General features: G+C 69.2%; 13 protein-coding genes. 3 read left to right on the top strand and 10 right to left on the bottom strand.

The window, feature by feature from the left end; translation table 11 throughout:
* Window positions 1–1,067: 1,067 nt before the first annotated feature.
* From H6717_13400 to H6717_13390, 3 genes are read right to left on the bottom strand one after another with little or no spacing between them, the layout of a single operon-like run.
* Window positions 1,068–1,706, bottom strand: a complete 639-nt coding sequence (locus H6717_13400) for a pseudouridylate synthase (GenBank protein ID MCB9578013.1) — start codon at window positions 1,704–1,706, stop codon at window positions 1,068–1,070.
* Window positions 1,707–1,713: 7 nt separating this feature from the next.
* On the bottom strand, window positions 1,714–2,373 hold the full coding sequence (locus H6717_13395; GenBank protein MCB9578012.1) for a hypothetical protein: 660 nt from the start codon (window positions 2,371–2,373) through the stop codon (window positions 1,714–1,716).
* Window positions 2,373–3,485: a hypothetical protein gene (locus H6717_13390; GenBank protein MCB9578011.1), complete on the bottom strand. Its 1,113-nt coding sequence runs from the start codon at window positions 3,483–3,485 to the stop codon at window positions 2,373–2,375. The genes H6717_13395 and H6717_13390 overlap by 1 nt, the downstream gene beginning before the upstream one ends.
* 66 nt (window positions 3,486–3,551) lie before the next feature.
* Here H6717_13390 and thiE point away from each other — a divergent pair, with 66 nt between their 5' ends.
* The 3 genes from thiE (at window position 3,552) to H6717_13375 (ending at window position 5,047) form a co-directional block, all read left to right on the top strand.
* Window positions 3,552–4,175 (top strand): thiamine phosphate synthase, encoded by a 624-nt coding sequence (gene thiE, locus H6717_13385; GenBank protein MCB9578010.1) that lies wholly within the window; start codon window positions 3,552–3,554, stop codon window positions 4,173–4,175.
* Window positions 4,172–4,378, top strand: a complete 207-nt coding sequence (locus tag H6717_13380; GenBank protein ID MCB9578009.1) for a hypothetical protein — start codon at window positions 4,172–4,174, stop codon at window positions 4,376–4,378. The genes thiE and H6717_13380 overlap by 4 nt, the downstream gene beginning before the upstream one ends.
* A 78-nt stretch (window positions 4,379–4,456) precedes the next feature.
* Window positions 4,457–5,047: a hypothetical protein gene (locus H6717_13375; GenBank protein MCB9578008.1), complete on the top strand. Its 591-nt coding sequence runs from the start codon at window positions 4,457–4,459 to the stop codon at window positions 5,045–5,047.
* 2,876 nt (window positions 5,048–7,923) lie between these two features.
* On the opposite strand, the gene H6717_13370 is transcribed toward H6717_13375, so the two are convergent.
* The 7 genes from H6717_13370 to H6717_13340 form a co-directional block, all read right to left on the bottom strand.
* A complete protein-coding gene (locus H6717_13370; GenBank protein MCB9578007.1) occupies window positions 7,924–8,892 on the bottom strand; it encodes a DNA polymerase III subunit in 969 nt (322 codons plus the stop codon).
* A gap of 2 nt (window positions 8,893–8,894) precedes the next feature.
* Window positions 8,895–9,962 carry a DUF882 domain-containing protein gene (locus H6717_13365; GenBank protein ID MCB9578006.1) on the bottom strand — a complete coding sequence of 356 codons (1,068 nt, stop codon included), beginning with the start codon at window positions 9,960–9,962 and terminating at the stop codon, window positions 8,895–8,897.
* A gap of 32 nt (window positions 9,963–9,994) precedes the next feature.
* Window positions 9,995–10,759, bottom strand: a complete 765-nt coding sequence (locus H6717_13360) for an alpha/beta fold hydrolase (protein MCB9578005.1) — start codon at window positions 10,757–10,759, stop codon at window positions 9,995–9,997.
* Window positions 10,756–11,451 carry a TetR/AcrR family transcriptional regulator gene (locus H6717_13355; GenBank protein ID MCB9578004.1) on the bottom strand — a complete coding sequence of 232 codons (696 nt, stop codon included), beginning with the start codon at window positions 11,449–11,451 and terminating at the stop codon, window positions 10,756–10,758. Before H6717_13355 ends, H6717_13360 begins: the two co-directional genes overlap by 4 nt.
* A gap of 108 nt (window positions 11,452–11,559) precedes the next feature.
* On the bottom strand, window positions 11,560–12,090 hold the full coding sequence (locus H6717_13350) for a dual specificity protein phosphatase family protein (GenBank protein MCB9578003.1): 531 nt from the start codon (window positions 12,088–12,090) through the stop codon (window positions 11,560–11,562).
* 9 nt (window positions 12,091–12,099) lie between these two features.
* Complete coding sequence (locus tag H6717_13345; GenBank protein ID MCB9578002.1) at window positions 12,100–12,477, bottom strand: hypothetical protein; 378 nt, start codon at window positions 12,475–12,477, stop codon at window positions 12,100–12,102.
* Window positions 12,478–12,499: 22 nt separating this feature from the next.
* Entirely contained in the window at window positions 12,500–14,104 is a 1,605-nt protein-coding gene (locus H6717_13340) for a VanW family protein (GenBank protein MCB9578001.1), read from the bottom strand.
* Window positions 14,105–14,219 lie beyond the last annotated feature (115 nt).

Below are 14,219 nucleotides of genomic sequence, written 5' to 3'. Positions count from 1 at the left end.
GTCGTCCGCCTCGACAATTGGACAATTGGCTTGGCATCCGACGCTGGCGCGGGTGACATGGCGCGGACAATTGGCTCGGACAATTGTCGTTGGAAGACACGACCCGCGCTGGCGCGGTGACGTGACGCTCCGGAGCCTCATAGCGACGTTTGGTCGCAGCGACGCGACAATTGTTGGTCGTTGTCCGCGGGCGCGGGTGACGCGGACAATTGGTCGGCGTGACAATTGGCTCGGTTGTCCTGGTCCGACGCGGACAATTGGCGTGACGTTGCATCGTCAGGCCGACGCGTCCAATGGTCGCTGGGCGGCTCGGTTGTCCAAGTTGCACGATCCGCGCTGGCGCGGGTGACGTCCGGGCCTCGCGTCACGTTTGGAGCGACAGTGGTGGTCGCAGGTACGCGGACAATTGGCTGGCGCGCTCTGACGCGGCACAGGGCTTGGCTCGTTGCCCACGACTTCGCTGAGCGAAGTCGCGCCGACGCTTCGCCAACGCTCGCCGTCCTGACGCGGACAATTGGCTTGGCATCCCGACGCGACAATTGGCTCGTGCGCCGAATCTACCGCGGGGAAATGTTCGTCAGAACGAACGAAGTCGCATGGGAGGACGGGATCCGGCGCGCGCGACAATTGCCCGCATCTGACGCCTGCCCCCGCTGCGCGCATCCGTTCGGAGCGCATCCGCACTTGGCCGACTGCGCCCGCATCGTCCCGCATCCGCATCCGCATCCGCCATCCGCATCCGCCCCCGCGCGGACAATTGGCTCGCCGCGCCCGCATCCGCGCGCATCCGCATCCGCATCCGCCCGCGCCCCCCGCCCCCGCGCATCCGCCCCCGCGCCCCGCATCCGCATCCGCGCCCGCATCCGCATCCGCACCCGCGCCCGCACCCGCATCCGCACCCGCGCCCGCATCCGCATCCGCATCCGCATCCGCCCCCGCCCCCGCAACCGCGCCCGCTCCCGCGCCCGCATCCGCATCCGCATCCGCGCCCGCCCCCGCGTCCGCCCCCGCGTCCGCAACCGTCTCCGCATCCGCGACGCACACTGCGACGCGGTGTTTCCGCGGCGCTACAACAAACCCATGGCCCGGAGAGGCCCCGCGAGGTCCTCGGGGATCGGCGCTTCCACGTGCAGGCGCTCGTCGCGAACGGGGTGGGGAACGTCGAGGCTCTTTGCGTGCAAGGCGAGCCGAGCGAGGCCGAAGCGATCTCGCAGTAGACGATTGTGCTCGCTCTTGCCGTACTTGCTGTCGCCGATGATGGGCAGGCTCAAATGCTTGAGGTGGCGCCGCACCTGATGGAGGCGACCGGTGCGCGGTCGCGCTTCCACCAGGGAGTAGCGCTCGAAGCGTCCGAGCAGGCGGATCTCGGTGATGGCGTCCACTCGCGGACCACCGGGGCGCCGCGGGATCGGGTGATCCACGACTTCGTGCTCCGGCGCAGGACCGCGCACCAGCGCCCAGTACACGCGGTGGATGCCTTCGGCAAAGGACGCCTGCAGCGTGCGCACGATTTCCGGAGCGAAGGCGAACAGCAACACGCCGCTGGTTCCGCGATCCAAGCGATGCACCGGCGACACGTGGCGCTTCGCCAGGCGACCAGCGAGGCCCACGGCGGTCACGCGATCCCGCGCCCAGCCGCGATGCACAGCCAGGCCCGACGGCTTGTTCACCACGAGCACGTGGTCGTCTTGGTACAGGATGTCCACGTGGCGCTCAGCAGGCGGGGCAGTCGCACACCAGGCCGCTGGCGTCGGAGCAGGAGTCGAAGGCACCGGTGCACACGTTCTGTCCCATGCAGGCGCAGCTCACGGAGCCTTCGCAGCCCTTGGGTATGTCCACGCAGTGGGCGGTGGACCCCGGATCGCCGGCGCGCGTCACGCAGGTGTTCAACGTGCCGGTGCAGTCGGCGCAGCTGGTGACGCGGGCGCACTCGAGCTCGTCCACGCACGGGCCCCAGCAAGCGCCGTTCACGCTGGCCGTTTGTCCCGCGGGACACTGGGGTGGAAGCGACTCGCACGCTGCCTGATTGTGATCGCACTCGAAGCCGGCGACGCAACGGCCGGCGGTGCAGTGCATCGTGTCTTTGGAGATGCCGAGGGACGCGCACTGGTCGATGGCGCACATCGCGTCGCACCCGGGTGGCGGCTTGTGCGTGGCGGGGTACGCGAGGCAGCTGCAACAATCGGAGAACAGCGCGCAGTCGGCGTCCGAGGTGCACTCCGGATCCAAGCCGCCGCCCGTGCCCGCGGTGCCCGCAGTGCCCGCAGTGCCCGCAGTGCCCGCGCTGCCCGCAGTGCCTCCCGAGCCGTTGGCCGAAGTGGAGCCCCCGCAGGCGGAGAGCAGCACGGCGACGAGCACGGCCGCGCGCGACATCACTCGTCCTTCTTGGCCACGTAGCGGTGCATCACGCGCCGCTTGAGGAAGGGGAGATCTCCACTGCGAATGCGGATGGTGGCCGGCTGCTCGGAGAACAGGCGTCCGGTGAAGGCGTCGAGACCGAAGTCCGAGCCGTCCTCCGCGGCGTCCAGTCGGGCGTGCACCAAGTACAGGCCGGGGCGACCGAAGGTGCCCGTTGGACACAGCTCCACCAGGCGGCTGGTGATGGTCATGGTGCGGCCCGGTGCGAGGCTGAGGAACGCTTGCGGATCCGGTGCGCGTAGATCGGGCTGCGCGTCGCAGTTGGTGAGGCCATCCGGCCCCATCACCTCGAAGCTCACGAGCTCCCGCCGGAAGTACAGACGCTGGCGGTGCTTGCTGCGGTTCTTCAGCTTGATGGCGACCGTTGCGGTGCGCTCCGCATGGGCATCCGAGCCCTGCGCCATGCGCATCTCTATGGGTGCGTCGTGCTTGCGCTTGCGATCCTCTTCCAAGCGCGTCTTGGCCCACTTGGCGTACTTCGACTTGAGGGCGAAGGGCTGTCCGTCGAGCTCCTTGATACCGTCGGGGGCTTCGTCTTCGTCCCGGTCGCCGTCTGCCGCGCGGGCCACGAAGGGCTCCGACGGCTTCACCGGCACCTTCTTGCCGCGCTTCCAGGTGTACTTCTTCTTCTGATCCCAACCGAAGCGCGGCGTGATCAGCGAGCCCGGCACGAGCTTCCACTGGCCGCCGGCGGCGAAGCAGTACAGACGTGGATCGAAGGACTGCTCGATACCCTCTCCGGGACCGAGCTGCACCCACAGGCGATGGTCCGCCTTCTTGGGGAACATGTCCGCCGGGAGCTCGCAGCGGGTGGGCTTGTGCTTGCCGGGCACCTTCACCTCGAAGGACAGCAGGCGCGGATCGGCGACCACCCGTGCCGACGAGTCCCCGGTGTTCTCGATGCTCATCACCCAAGGCAGCCGCGGGCCGCGCTCCCGCACCGAGAGCGTGAGCTTTGGCGGCGCCGGCGCTGCCTCGGCCTTTTCGGCGCTGGGCTCTTCCGCCGCTGCCGCGGACGCCACCAACACAGCCGCGCAGAACGCGATCCCTTTTGGCCGCAGCCACATGCCTCAGGGCTACCACATTCCGGGTCCAGCTGACACACGGCCGCCGCCGCCGTAGTCTCCCGGGCGATGCGCGGCCTGTATGCCATCGTGGATCAAGACACGCTCGGGACCGAGCTGATCCCGTTCGCCGAAGCCGTGTTGCGCGCGCGCCCGGCGGCGCTGCAGCTGCGCGCCAAACAGGCCGGAGCGCGCGAGACCCTCGCGCTGCTGCGCGCCCTCGTGCCGCTGTGTCGCGCGCAGGGTGTGCCGCTGTTCGCGAACGACCGACCCGATCTCGCCGTGCTGGCCGGGACGGACGGCGTGCACGTGGGGCAAGAAGATCTTCCCGTTGCCGAGGTGCGGGCGTTCGCGCCGACGTTGCGCGTGGGTGTCTCGACACACACGGCGGACGAGCTCGCCGCGGCGCTCGAGGCGACGCCGGACTACGTCGCCTTCGGGCCGGTGTTCGCCACGCGCTCGAAGGCGCAGCCGGACGACGTGGTCGGCCTCGGCGGGCTCGAGCGCGCGTCCCGCGCCGCGCGCTCGCACGGCGTACCCCTCGTTGCCATTGGCGGCATCGACGCGCCGCGTGCGGCGTCCATCGCGCCGCTGGCCGACGCCGCTGCGGTGATCGCCGCTTTGGGCCGCGACCCCGCGCAGGCGGAAGCGACGGCGCGCGCTCTTCACCTCGCGCTGGGAGGCGCGCCGTGAGGCTGAGCGCGACGGGATCGGATCGCGACGCCGCGAACCCGGACGCGATGGCATCGGAACGCGACGGCGTGAAACTGACCGCGACGGCATCGGAACGCGACGGCGTGAAACTGGACGCGACGGCATCGGAACGCGACGGCGTGAAACTGGAGGCGACGGTGAGCCTGCCCGCAACGCTGTCGACCACGGGGAGCGCGTCATGAGCTTGCCCGCAACGCTGTCGACCATGGGAAGTGCGTCGTGAGCCTGCCCGCTACGCTGTCGACCATGGGGAGTGCGTCGTGAGCCTGATCTTGACGGCGTTGATCGTGGGCGGCGGTCTCGTCGCCGCCGGCATTGGGACGCGCCTCGCGCTCAGACGCAAGCCGGAGAAGCCGGAAGGCGACGCGCCGTCGAAGCCGGCAGCCAAGTCGTCGTCGGGCCTTGCCGAGGCCGGCTTCCGGGTGGACGTCGGCGACGTGATCAGCGTGCGCGGCCGCGAGCTCTGGCTTGCGCAGGGGTGGTTGTTGCGCGAGGGCGGCGAAGCCGTGGCTGCCGTGCTGTTCTCCGATCAGGACGTCGTCGTCGCGTTGCCTCCGCCCGACGCGCGACTCGCGCTCCTCACGGAAGTCTCCGCGAACCTACCGGATGAGCCCCCCGCCAGCATCGAGGTGAAGGGCGTGCGCTACGAACGCGTGCGACGGCTGCCGGTGGAGCTTGCCGCCCTCGCCGATACCCAACCGCCGCCGTGGAACGCGGCGCTGTTCTGCGAGTACCGTGGCCTGGGCGGAGAGCAGCTCTGGATTGTCGGCCACGGCGCGTTCTCGCGCGCGTTTCAGGGCAGCGCGATCAGCGACGACGACTTCGAAATGTGGGGCAAAGCGTCGGGATAGCTTCGCGCACGCAAAACCGATCAGCGACGACGACGTCGAAATGTAGGGCAAGCGTCGGGATAGTTTCGCGCACGCAAGACCGATCAGCGACGACGACGTCGAAATGTAGGGCAAGCGTCGGGATAGCGCTTCTATGTCGGGGCGGCGCGGAAACACCCTTCGCACTGCGCCGGGTGCGGGTCTGCGGATGCGGATGCGGATGCGGGGGCGGTCGCGGATGCGGATGCGGGGGCGGTCGCGGATGCGGATGCGGTCGCGGGGACGGATGCGGTCACGGATGCGGATGCGGTCGCGGATGCGGATGCGGTCGCGGATGCGGGTAATGGCAAGCGTCGGGATAGCGCTTCTATGTCGGGGCGGCGCGGAAACACCCTTCGCACTGCGCCGGGTGCGGGTCTGCGGATGCGGATGCGGATGCGGGGGCGGTCGCGGATGCGGATGCGGTCGCGGGACGGATGCGGTCACGGATGCGGATGCGGTCGCGGATGCGGATGCGGTCGCGGATGCGGGTGCGGATGCGCGGGCGGTCGCGATGCGCGGGCGGAGGCGCGGGCGGTCGCGGATGCGGATGCGGGGGCGGTCGCGGATGCGGATGCGGGGCGGTCGCGGATGCGGATGCGGGGCGGTCGCGGATCGGATGCGGGGCGGTCGCGGATGCGGATGCGGGGCGGTCGCGGATGCGGAAATCTATCCCAATTGATGTTCCGTGAACGAACCTGGGAGTGAGGACAAGCCTATCCCTCCTTCAATGTTCGTCTGACGAACATCTCCTCGGCGATAGATTTCGGGCGAGGTGAGGAGTGCTGGGTGCGGCGTGTTCGCGCTCGATCCTCACCCGCCGATCAAATGACTCAAGATCCGCGCCCTGGGACCAAGCCTGTCGCACCTGGCGCGGTCGCGGGGGCGGAGGGCTGGCGAGCCGAATGTCCGCGCGTGGGAGGGGCGTAGCTTTCGGCGACTGCGCGGTCGCGGAAGGCGGAGCGCTGGCGAGCCAAATGTCCGCGTGTCCGCGGGCGTGGCTGTCGGCGCGGAGGACGGAGGGCCGGCGAGTGAAATGGGAGGACCAGCGAGCCAACGTCCGCTTGTCCGCGGGGGTGGCTGTCGGCGAGTGCGCAAGCGTGCGGGACGGAGGGCCAGCGAGCCAAATGTCCGCGTGTCCGCGGGGGTGGCTGTCGGCGAGTGCGCAGGCGTGGAGGACGGAGGACCAGCGAGCCAAATGTCCGCGTGTGGGAGGGGCGTAGCTTTCGGCGACTGCGCGGTCGCGGAAGGCGGAAGGCGGAGCGCTGGCGAGCCAAATGTCCGCGTGTCCGCGGGCGTGGCTGTCGGCGCGGAGGACGGAGGGCCGGCGAGTGAAATGGGAGGACCAGCGAGCCAAATGTCCGCGTGTCGGAGGGCGTAGGTGTCGGCAACTGCGCGGTCGCGGAGGACGGAGGGCCAGCGAGTGAAATGGGAGGACCAGCGAGCCAAATGTCCGCGTGTCTGCGTATTGCGGGAGGGCGCCTTCCTTGAAAAGTAGTTGGTATGTAAACCGGTTTCGGGGCGAGGTCCCCCCCTTGACCTAAGCGGCACAAGCCACCCTTCGCTCGCGCTGGTCGGGGTCTGCGGAGAGCGAGCCAAATGTCCGCGTGTCCGCGGGCGTGCTGTCGGCGTGGAGGACGGAGGCCGGCGAGCCAAATGTCCGCGTGCGGGCGTGGCTGTCGGCAAGTGCAGTCTGGATGGCGGAGGACCAGCGAGCCAGGTGTCCGCGTGTCTGCGCATCGGGGGCGCCTTCCTGAAAAGTAGTTGGTATGTAAACCGGTTTCGGGCGAGGCCACCCTGACCTGAGCGGCGCAAGCCACCCTTCCGCTCGCGCTGGTCGGGGTGTGCGTAGGGTGGGCGAGCCAAATGTCCGCGTGTCGGAGGGGTGGCAGTCGGCGAGTGCGCAGCGTGGAGGACGGAGGACCAGCGAGCCATGTCCGCGTCGGAGGGTCTGGCGGCGAATCTATCCCCCAATTGATGTTCCGTGAACGAACCTGGGAGTGAGGACAAGCCTATCCCTCCTTCAATGTTCGTCTGACGAACATCTCCTCGGCGATAGATTTCGGGCGAGGTGAGGAGTGCTGGGTGCGGCGTGTTCGCGCTCGATCCTCACCCGCCGATCAAATGACTCAAGATCCGCGCCCTGGGACCAAGCCTGTCGCACCTGGCGCGGTCGCGGGGGCGGAGGGCTGGCGAGCCGAATGTCCGCGCGTGGGAGGGGCGTAGCTTTCGGCGACTGCGCGGTCGCGGAAGGCGGAGCGCTGGCGAGCCAAATGTCCGCGTGTCCGCGGGCGTGGCTGTCGGCGCGGAGGACGGAGGGCCGGCGAGTCGAATGGGAGGGCCGGCGAGCCAAATGTCCGCGTGCGGGCGTGGCTGTCGGCAACTGCGCGGTCGCGGAGGACGGAGGGCCAGCGAGTGAAATGGGAGGACCAGCGAGCCAAATGTCCGCGTGTCTGCGTATTGCGGGAGGGCGCCTTCCTTGAAAAGTAGTTGGTATGTAAACCGGTTTCGGGGCGAGTTCCCCCCCTTGAAGGAGGCTGGGGCTACAGCTTCGACCCCGGTTGGCGCGACGGCGGAACGGGAGGTTCCGCGGCGGACCGACACCCTCATGAAGATAGCTCGAGACCATCGTGTGGCGCGCCAGAAGGAAGATGCCTTGCATGGGTGACGACACCTTCGACGGCGAGGGTCGGCGGTGTGCCCCGAGCGACACGGACGACGACTGCGAGGGTCGTACGGGTGCCCCGAGCTACACGGACGACGACTGCGAGGGTCGTACGCGCTGCGAGCTACACGGACGACGACAGCGAGGGCCGAGGGCCGTACCCGTGCTGCGATGGGCGTATGGGCGCGGGGAGCTATACGCGGCGGAGGCGGGTGACCATGGCTTCGAGGGCGAGGGTCGGCTGCACGTTGCGCTCCACCTCCGCGATGGTCGTGAGCACCAGGGCGTGGCGCTGGGCGGCGCGCTCGGCTTCGGCGGGGGCCGTGGCGATGCGATCGCGCGCTTCCATCGCCAAGTGCTGGGCGAAGAACGCGAGGCTCTCGCGCAGGACGTCCCGCGTCTCTTTGCGGTCCTTCGCGAGGTCGATGGCGGTCGCCAGATCCGGCGCGGCGAGGGCGGCCTGAGCCGCTGTGAGGAACTCTTCGCGCGATTTCATGCGCTCCGGCTCGCTCATGTCGAGGGCCAGGGACGCGCTGCCCTGCGCCAAGGGCGCCACGGAGTCGTCGGCGCCGTGCTCGCGCAGGATGCGCGCGATGACGTCGTCCGCGAGGGGACCGAAACGGACCGCGAGAGTCCGCGAACGGATGGTGTCGAGCAGGCGGTTCGGACGGCTCGTGAGCAGGATGAAGTGGCTCTTGTCCCCCGGCTCTTCCAGCGTCTTGAGCAAGGAGTTGGCGGCTTGGATCGTCAGCTCGTGGGCGTCCTTCACGATGAACACCAGGGCGCGCCCTTCGTGGGGCGGAAATCCGCTGCGGCCCAAAACCACGCGGCGGATCTGCTCCACGCTGATGCCGGTCGCCTCGGAAGCGCCGATGATGTTCTGGGGATACAGGCCACGCTGCACCAGGACCACGTCGGGGTGCTGCGGCACGCGCGGCTCGTCCTCCGCCAGGGTGACGGCGCGCTGGCACGCGCTGCACTCGCCACAGGCGCGCGCTCCGGCGCGCTCGCACACCAAGGCTTGGGCCAGCGCGAAGGCGGCTTTCTCCTTGCCCACGCCGTCGGGTCCCTCGAAACGGTAGGCGTGGTGCACCTTGTTCGCGTCGAGGGCGCGCGTCAGCGTCTCGATGGCGGGCGCTTGGCCCCAGATTGCGTCGAACACCCTCAGCCTTCTCCGCCGGCCCACACCAGCGCGCCGCCGCTGACGACGCCCGGCCAGGCATCCACGTAGTGGGACGGCTGCCCGGGGGCGGAATCGTCGACCCACATCGCGTGGCCCGTGCCCGGCGGTCGTACGTCCACGTGCACGAACTTGTTGTTCGGGTAGTAGCCGCACCCCACGTCCCGGAGCTTGCGACACACGCGGAACAGATCCTCGTTTTTCACGCCCATCACGAACATGTCCAGCGCGCGCGCTTTGTGGTGGAAGCCGTCGTGGGCCTGCCGGCGATAGCCGCTGATCACGTAGATCACACGGTGCGGAAAGGACTCCGAGATGCTGGCGAGCACCCACGCGAGACGTGGATCGAGCAGCCGCACCGCGGGCAGCCATTCGCCATGGACGGATGCCATGGGCTCGAGGGGCAGCGGCAGCTCCGGGCGCGGCGTGCCCGGCGGCCGCGCCAGCACGCTCAGGTGATCCATCGCGTCGATGGCGACGGAGCCGTCGCAATCGAGCAGTGTGAAGCTGTCGACCTCCGCCCCATAGCGAGCGACGGTGACGGTGTAGGGTCGTTGCCACGGCTTGCAGCGCGCGGCGGGGGAGAGATCCAGCGCGCCGCTGTTCGGCGCCGGCGTCACGCCGAGAGCCCAGGTGGGCAGCACCTCGGCGCCCAACACCGGGAGCAATGGCAACGATGGCGCCATCAAGCGCTCCCCCGCGAAGCGGATGGCGAAGCCATCACTCTCCGAGGGCTCCGTCGCCTCGCACGCGCTCGAGCTCCACGACAGCTCGGTGCGGTCGACGCTCTGGGCGGGACCAAAGCGCCCGTGCCAGAAGCGCTGCCAAGCGTTGGCGCGCTCCACGCTGGGGTCGACGTAGCGGCGCAGGAGCGGGAGCTCCCGCTCGCCAGACAAACGAAACTGCGGCGGCGCGCCGGTTTCCGTCAGCCACGCCGTGGGCGTGAGGGGCCGCACCTCGCCACTGGACCACCAGCTGCCGTCCACCACCGCGCGCGGCGCCGCAGACGCCGTGGAGGCGGCCAGCAGCAGGGCAGCGGCGATCCGGGTCACGCCCGAGAAGATGCAACGATCTCGCGAATTTTTCAAACTCGCGCGGCGAGCTCGGCGATGCGCTCCACCAGCAGCTCGAAGTCGTAATCGAGGGTGGCCACATGGAAGGAGCGCTCGAGCCGGAGCTCTTCCTTCTTCCCGGGCAGCAGCTCCAGGATCTTCTTCGAGTTCTCCGGCGGAACGCTGTGGTCCTGCGGCGAGTAGGCGACCAGCACCGGAACCTGGAGGCCGGCCACGGCTTCCCGCAGCCGCGGCAGCTCCTTCAGGAACGAACCGCCCGCTGCCGCCGGCACGTAGGCATAGGCGTGCTCGTCGCCGCCTTTGGCGATGTCGTTCTCCACCAGCCCCGCGGCCTTGGCTGGCACCACGGGCAGGATCTTCTCCAGCACCGGCGCCAGCTTCGCCAGGATCCCCTCGCGATCCAGCACCGTGGCGTTGATGCAGACCACGCCGGCGACCGCCTCCGGCTGCTCCGAGGCCACGTCCAGCGCCAGGCTTCCGCCCAGCGAAAGGCCCACGAGCAGCACCTTCTTGCCCGCGCCGCGCAGACGCTCCCGCGCTCGGCGGACCTCGTCCCGCCAGTCGGCGTAGCGGCTGCGCATCATGTCCCGCCAGTGGGTGCCATGGCCCGGCAGCCGCACCATTTCGATGGCAAACCCGCGTTCCGCCAGCGCTTCCGCCAGCGGCCGCATGGACCACGGATTTCCCGTGAATCCGTGGATGACCACGATGCCGACGTCCCCGCCGGGAGCCGACCAAGCCTCGGCCCCAGGCAGGACCGGATGCTTTTCGATCACGCGGTGCCGGCGGCCTGCTCCTCCATCTTCTTCATGCCGAGACGGAGGAGGTAGAGGAACGTGTCGTAGGCTTCCTTGGCGCCGGCTTCCTCGCCCTCCAGGTACTCCGCGACCACCAGGCCGTTGAGGACCGCGAGGATCAACGCGGAGAGCGCCTTCATCTGCGGGAACTGGTCGACCTTCACGCCCAGCACATCTCCCACGCCGTCGGTGATCAGCTGCCGTGCGTCGTGCTGCAGCAGGCTGGCCCGGCGCCGGAGCTCGGGATCTCGGCGGGACGCGCTCCACACCTCGATGTTGAGGTGGGTGGTAGTGCGATTGTTATCCAGAACCTCCCACAGCGACCCCAGCACACTCATCATGCGCTTCTTGGGCTCTTCTGCGGCGGTGGCGCGGATCGCGTCCCGGACGCGGTCCAGGTACTTGTGCTGGCTGTAGGCCTGCACCTCGTGGATGAGCGCGGCTTTGCTGGCAAAGTAGTAGTGGACGATGCTCTTGCGGAGACCGAGCTCCTTGCCGATCTCGGCGAGCGTCGTGGCGCTGAAGCCCTTGCGAGCGAAGCACTTGGCGGCCGCCGCGAGGATGGCCGACACGCGCGGATTGTCCCAGTCCACTCCCCGGGCAGCGCCGTCTCCATTGCTGGTGTTGGGCATCGCCGGGGTCTCGGTGTGAGCGGATTCGATAGTCGTCATGGGTCCTTATGAGGGCGGCATCCCTCGAGGGGCGAGGGGTCCATGGCCGGTTCGACCGACGGGCCAGCCGCCGGTGACGCGGGTTTTGACCCCGCCTGGGCCTCGGCGTCAAGCCTGGTCCGGCCGGCCGTCGGGCCTGATGCGCCCGTAGCGGCGTTCCAGATAGCGCCGAAACTCCCAGGCTGGCGCGATCAAAAGGCTCAAATCCGAAGAGAAAGGCCCCAGAGCCTCGGCTTTTGAGCTCGCGATGTGCTCGAAGGCTTCCTCCACCCCTGACCCCCCCTCGCACAACAGCGCAGCCAACACGCTCACACTCCGGCTCATGCCCGCCGCGCAGTGCACCAGCACGTTCCCGGACTTCCGGCGTCGCGCGATGAAGGGCAGGGCGAGATCGATGGCGTACTCCAGCTCTCCGTCCCCGTTGCCGCCGTCCATGATGGGGATCTTCAGCCACTCCGTGTCGAGCAGCGCGGGTCCTTCCACCGGCTCCCCGCGAAACAGCGGCATGGGGCACAGCGACACCACCCCGGCGAAGGGCTTGGGGTCGCCGCTCGGATCCGTAGGCAACGCCGCGCCCCCGAGGGCGTCGACGCCTGCTCGGTAGTCACCGAGATAGATGCGCGACTCGACCCGCCACACGGCGGTGGCTCACTTCGTCTTGGGTGGGGGCGCGGGAGTTTTGGGCTTGGGCGGGGGAGCCGTCTTGGGCTTGGGCGCGGGAGGAGCCTTCGGCTTGGCGTCGGCCTTCGGCTTGGCGTCCTCGGCCTTCGCGTCAGGTTTTTCCCCACTCGGCGCCTCACCCTTGTCGCCCTCGTCGGCGGGCTTGGCGTCTTCGGCAGGCTCCCCCTCGGCGGGCTCCGCTTGCTCCGAGTCTCCGTCGGACGCGCCGTCTTCCTCGTCGAGGAAGGGATTGTCTTGCGGTGCGGGCTGCACCACCGGATCGACCTTGGGGATGGAGGCGACCGTGGAGCCACCACAAGCGACGGCCAAAAAGGGCAGGAGCAGGAGGCTGTGACGAAGGGCCATGCCCGGAGGCTACCCCGGGAGCTCAGCCCTTGGTCTTCTTTTTCTTCTTCTTGTCGCCGTCGTCGCCCGCGCCGTCGCCGTCGCCCTTCCACACCGGCATGCCCGCGTCTTCCGTCCAGCCGCGCTTGCCGAACTTCCCCGGCTCGCGCCACTCGGAAAACTCCTTGCCGCTGTCGCTTTCGCCGCCTTTTTCGGCGTCCACGCCCTGCGTCAGCACCAAGAGCTCGTCGGCCACGTACTCCGGATGTCCGTCGTCGTGCGCGCTCACGCTGTCGCGCGGCATGTCCCCGGTACCCACCCGCACGATCTGAGTCGTCGGCGGGTACAGGTCGTTCCAGCGCTCACGCACCGCGTGCTCGCCGTCCCGTACGATGCGATAGCGGTGCAGCTTGAAGCCCGGCACGCCGTGCTGGGACAGCACGCGCATGCCGCTCGGCAGGTTCTTGTCTTGCCGCTCCACCTGTTCGTAGGGAATGGCCGCGTCGATGCGCCGGATCAGCGTGACCGTGCGCGTGCGCTCGGGTCCCAGAATTTCCGCGCGCACCACGCCGTTCTTCACCGTCTCGTGCAGCACCACCGGGAAGTCGAAGGGGTTCTTCAGACGGAAGTTGATGGTGGGGTACACCACCGTCGCGTCGAGCCCCATCTTGATGTACGAGCTCGGCCGCGTGTGTGGGTAGCGCTCGACCACGTCGAGCCCCGAGAAGAACGCCGCGCCGTGCAGCGTACCGGAGATCTGACAAGTGCCGCCGCCGATGCCATCTACCAGCTCGCCCTCGGCGATCACCGGCGCCACCTTGTAGCCGTTGGCTTCGTCGCGCGGGCCCACGACTTCGTTGAAGTCGAACACCTCGCCGGGCAACAGCACCGTGCCGTCGAGCTTGGACGCCGCGAGCCGCAGGTTGAAGGTGCGCGCCGCGTAGCGCGACGCGCGGTTGTAGGGCGTCTCGAAGGAGCCCAGCACCGCGTCGAACTTCACGCCCGAAAGCTGCGCCGCCACGCGCTTCGGCTTCGACAGCTCGAACACCAGCCGCGCGGTGTGATCCCCGCGGCTCACCGCCGCCTGGATCGAGCCCAAGGTCGCGTCCACGTCCAGCAGTTGCCCCAGCGTTTCCGGCACCAGCCGCCGCTTTTCCAGGTCCAACCGCGCGTCCACGGGCGCGCGATCCAGGCCGTCCTTCAGCACCAACAGCGCCGGCAACGCGTCCTTCGCGCTGATCACCACCGGCACCGGCAGGTCGATGGGCTCGGTCTTGCCGCGGTGCGCGCGCCGGAGCGGGCTGGTCGGGTCCTTCGCGTCGCGCACCAGCTGCGCGAGCCGCACCTTGTCGATCTCCGCCCCGAGCTGCCCGAAGCGCACCGACTTCTTCTCGCCGCCGGGCAGCTCCAGCGAGAGGGTGCCCGCGACGAAATGGCGCACGCGCTCGAGGGCGCGTTGGGGAGCATCGTCGCCCAAGGGTAGCGGCGTGCCGAGCAGCCGTACCTCCGGGGGCGGCTCCTTTTCCACGCTCGGCGTCTCGCTCTTGGGCACCAGCACGTAGCCGATGCCCAAGCCGCCCAGCACCGCCACGACGACCATGGCGGCGCCGCGCCGAGCCGAGCTCTGGAAGAATCGCGACGGGCTCACGGGGGCTCGACGTATCACCAGCGCCGTGAGCCGTCCAACCCTCGAGCTTCCGCGCCGAGCCAACACCCAAATGAACCGCTCCTGACAGGGCATGTCGGTACGCCGCGGAAAAAGC

The sequence above is a fragment of the Polyangiaceae bacterium genome (assembly GCA_020633235.1).
In the GTDB taxonomy this organism is placed as follows: domain Bacteria; phylum Myxococcota_A; class Polyangia; order Polyangiales; family Polyangiaceae; genus JACKEA01.
Note: the sequence above shows the minus strand (reverse complement) of the source record. Positions and strands in the feature narration are given on the sequence as shown.

Coding starts and splice junctions, on each gene's coding strand:
- thiE (MCB9578010.1), top strand. CDS start 3,552: ATGCGCGGCCTGTATGCCATCGTGGATCAAGACACGCTCGGGACCGAG.
- H6717_13345 (MCB9578002.1), bottom strand. CDS start 12,477: ATGGCCCTTCGTCACAGCCTCCTGCTCCTGCCCTTTTTGGCCGTCGCT.
- H6717_13355 (MCB9578004.1), bottom strand. CDS start 11,451: ATGACGACTATCGAATCCGCTCACACCGAGACCCCGGCGATGCCCAAC.
- H6717_13390 (MCB9578011.1), bottom strand. CDS start 3,485: ATGTGGCTGCGGCCAAAAGGGATCGCGTTCTGCGCGGCTGTGTTGGTG.
- H6717_13395 (MCB9578012.1), bottom strand. CDS start 2,373: ATGTCGCGCGCGGCCGTGCTCGTCGCCGTGCTGCTCTCCGCCTGCGGG.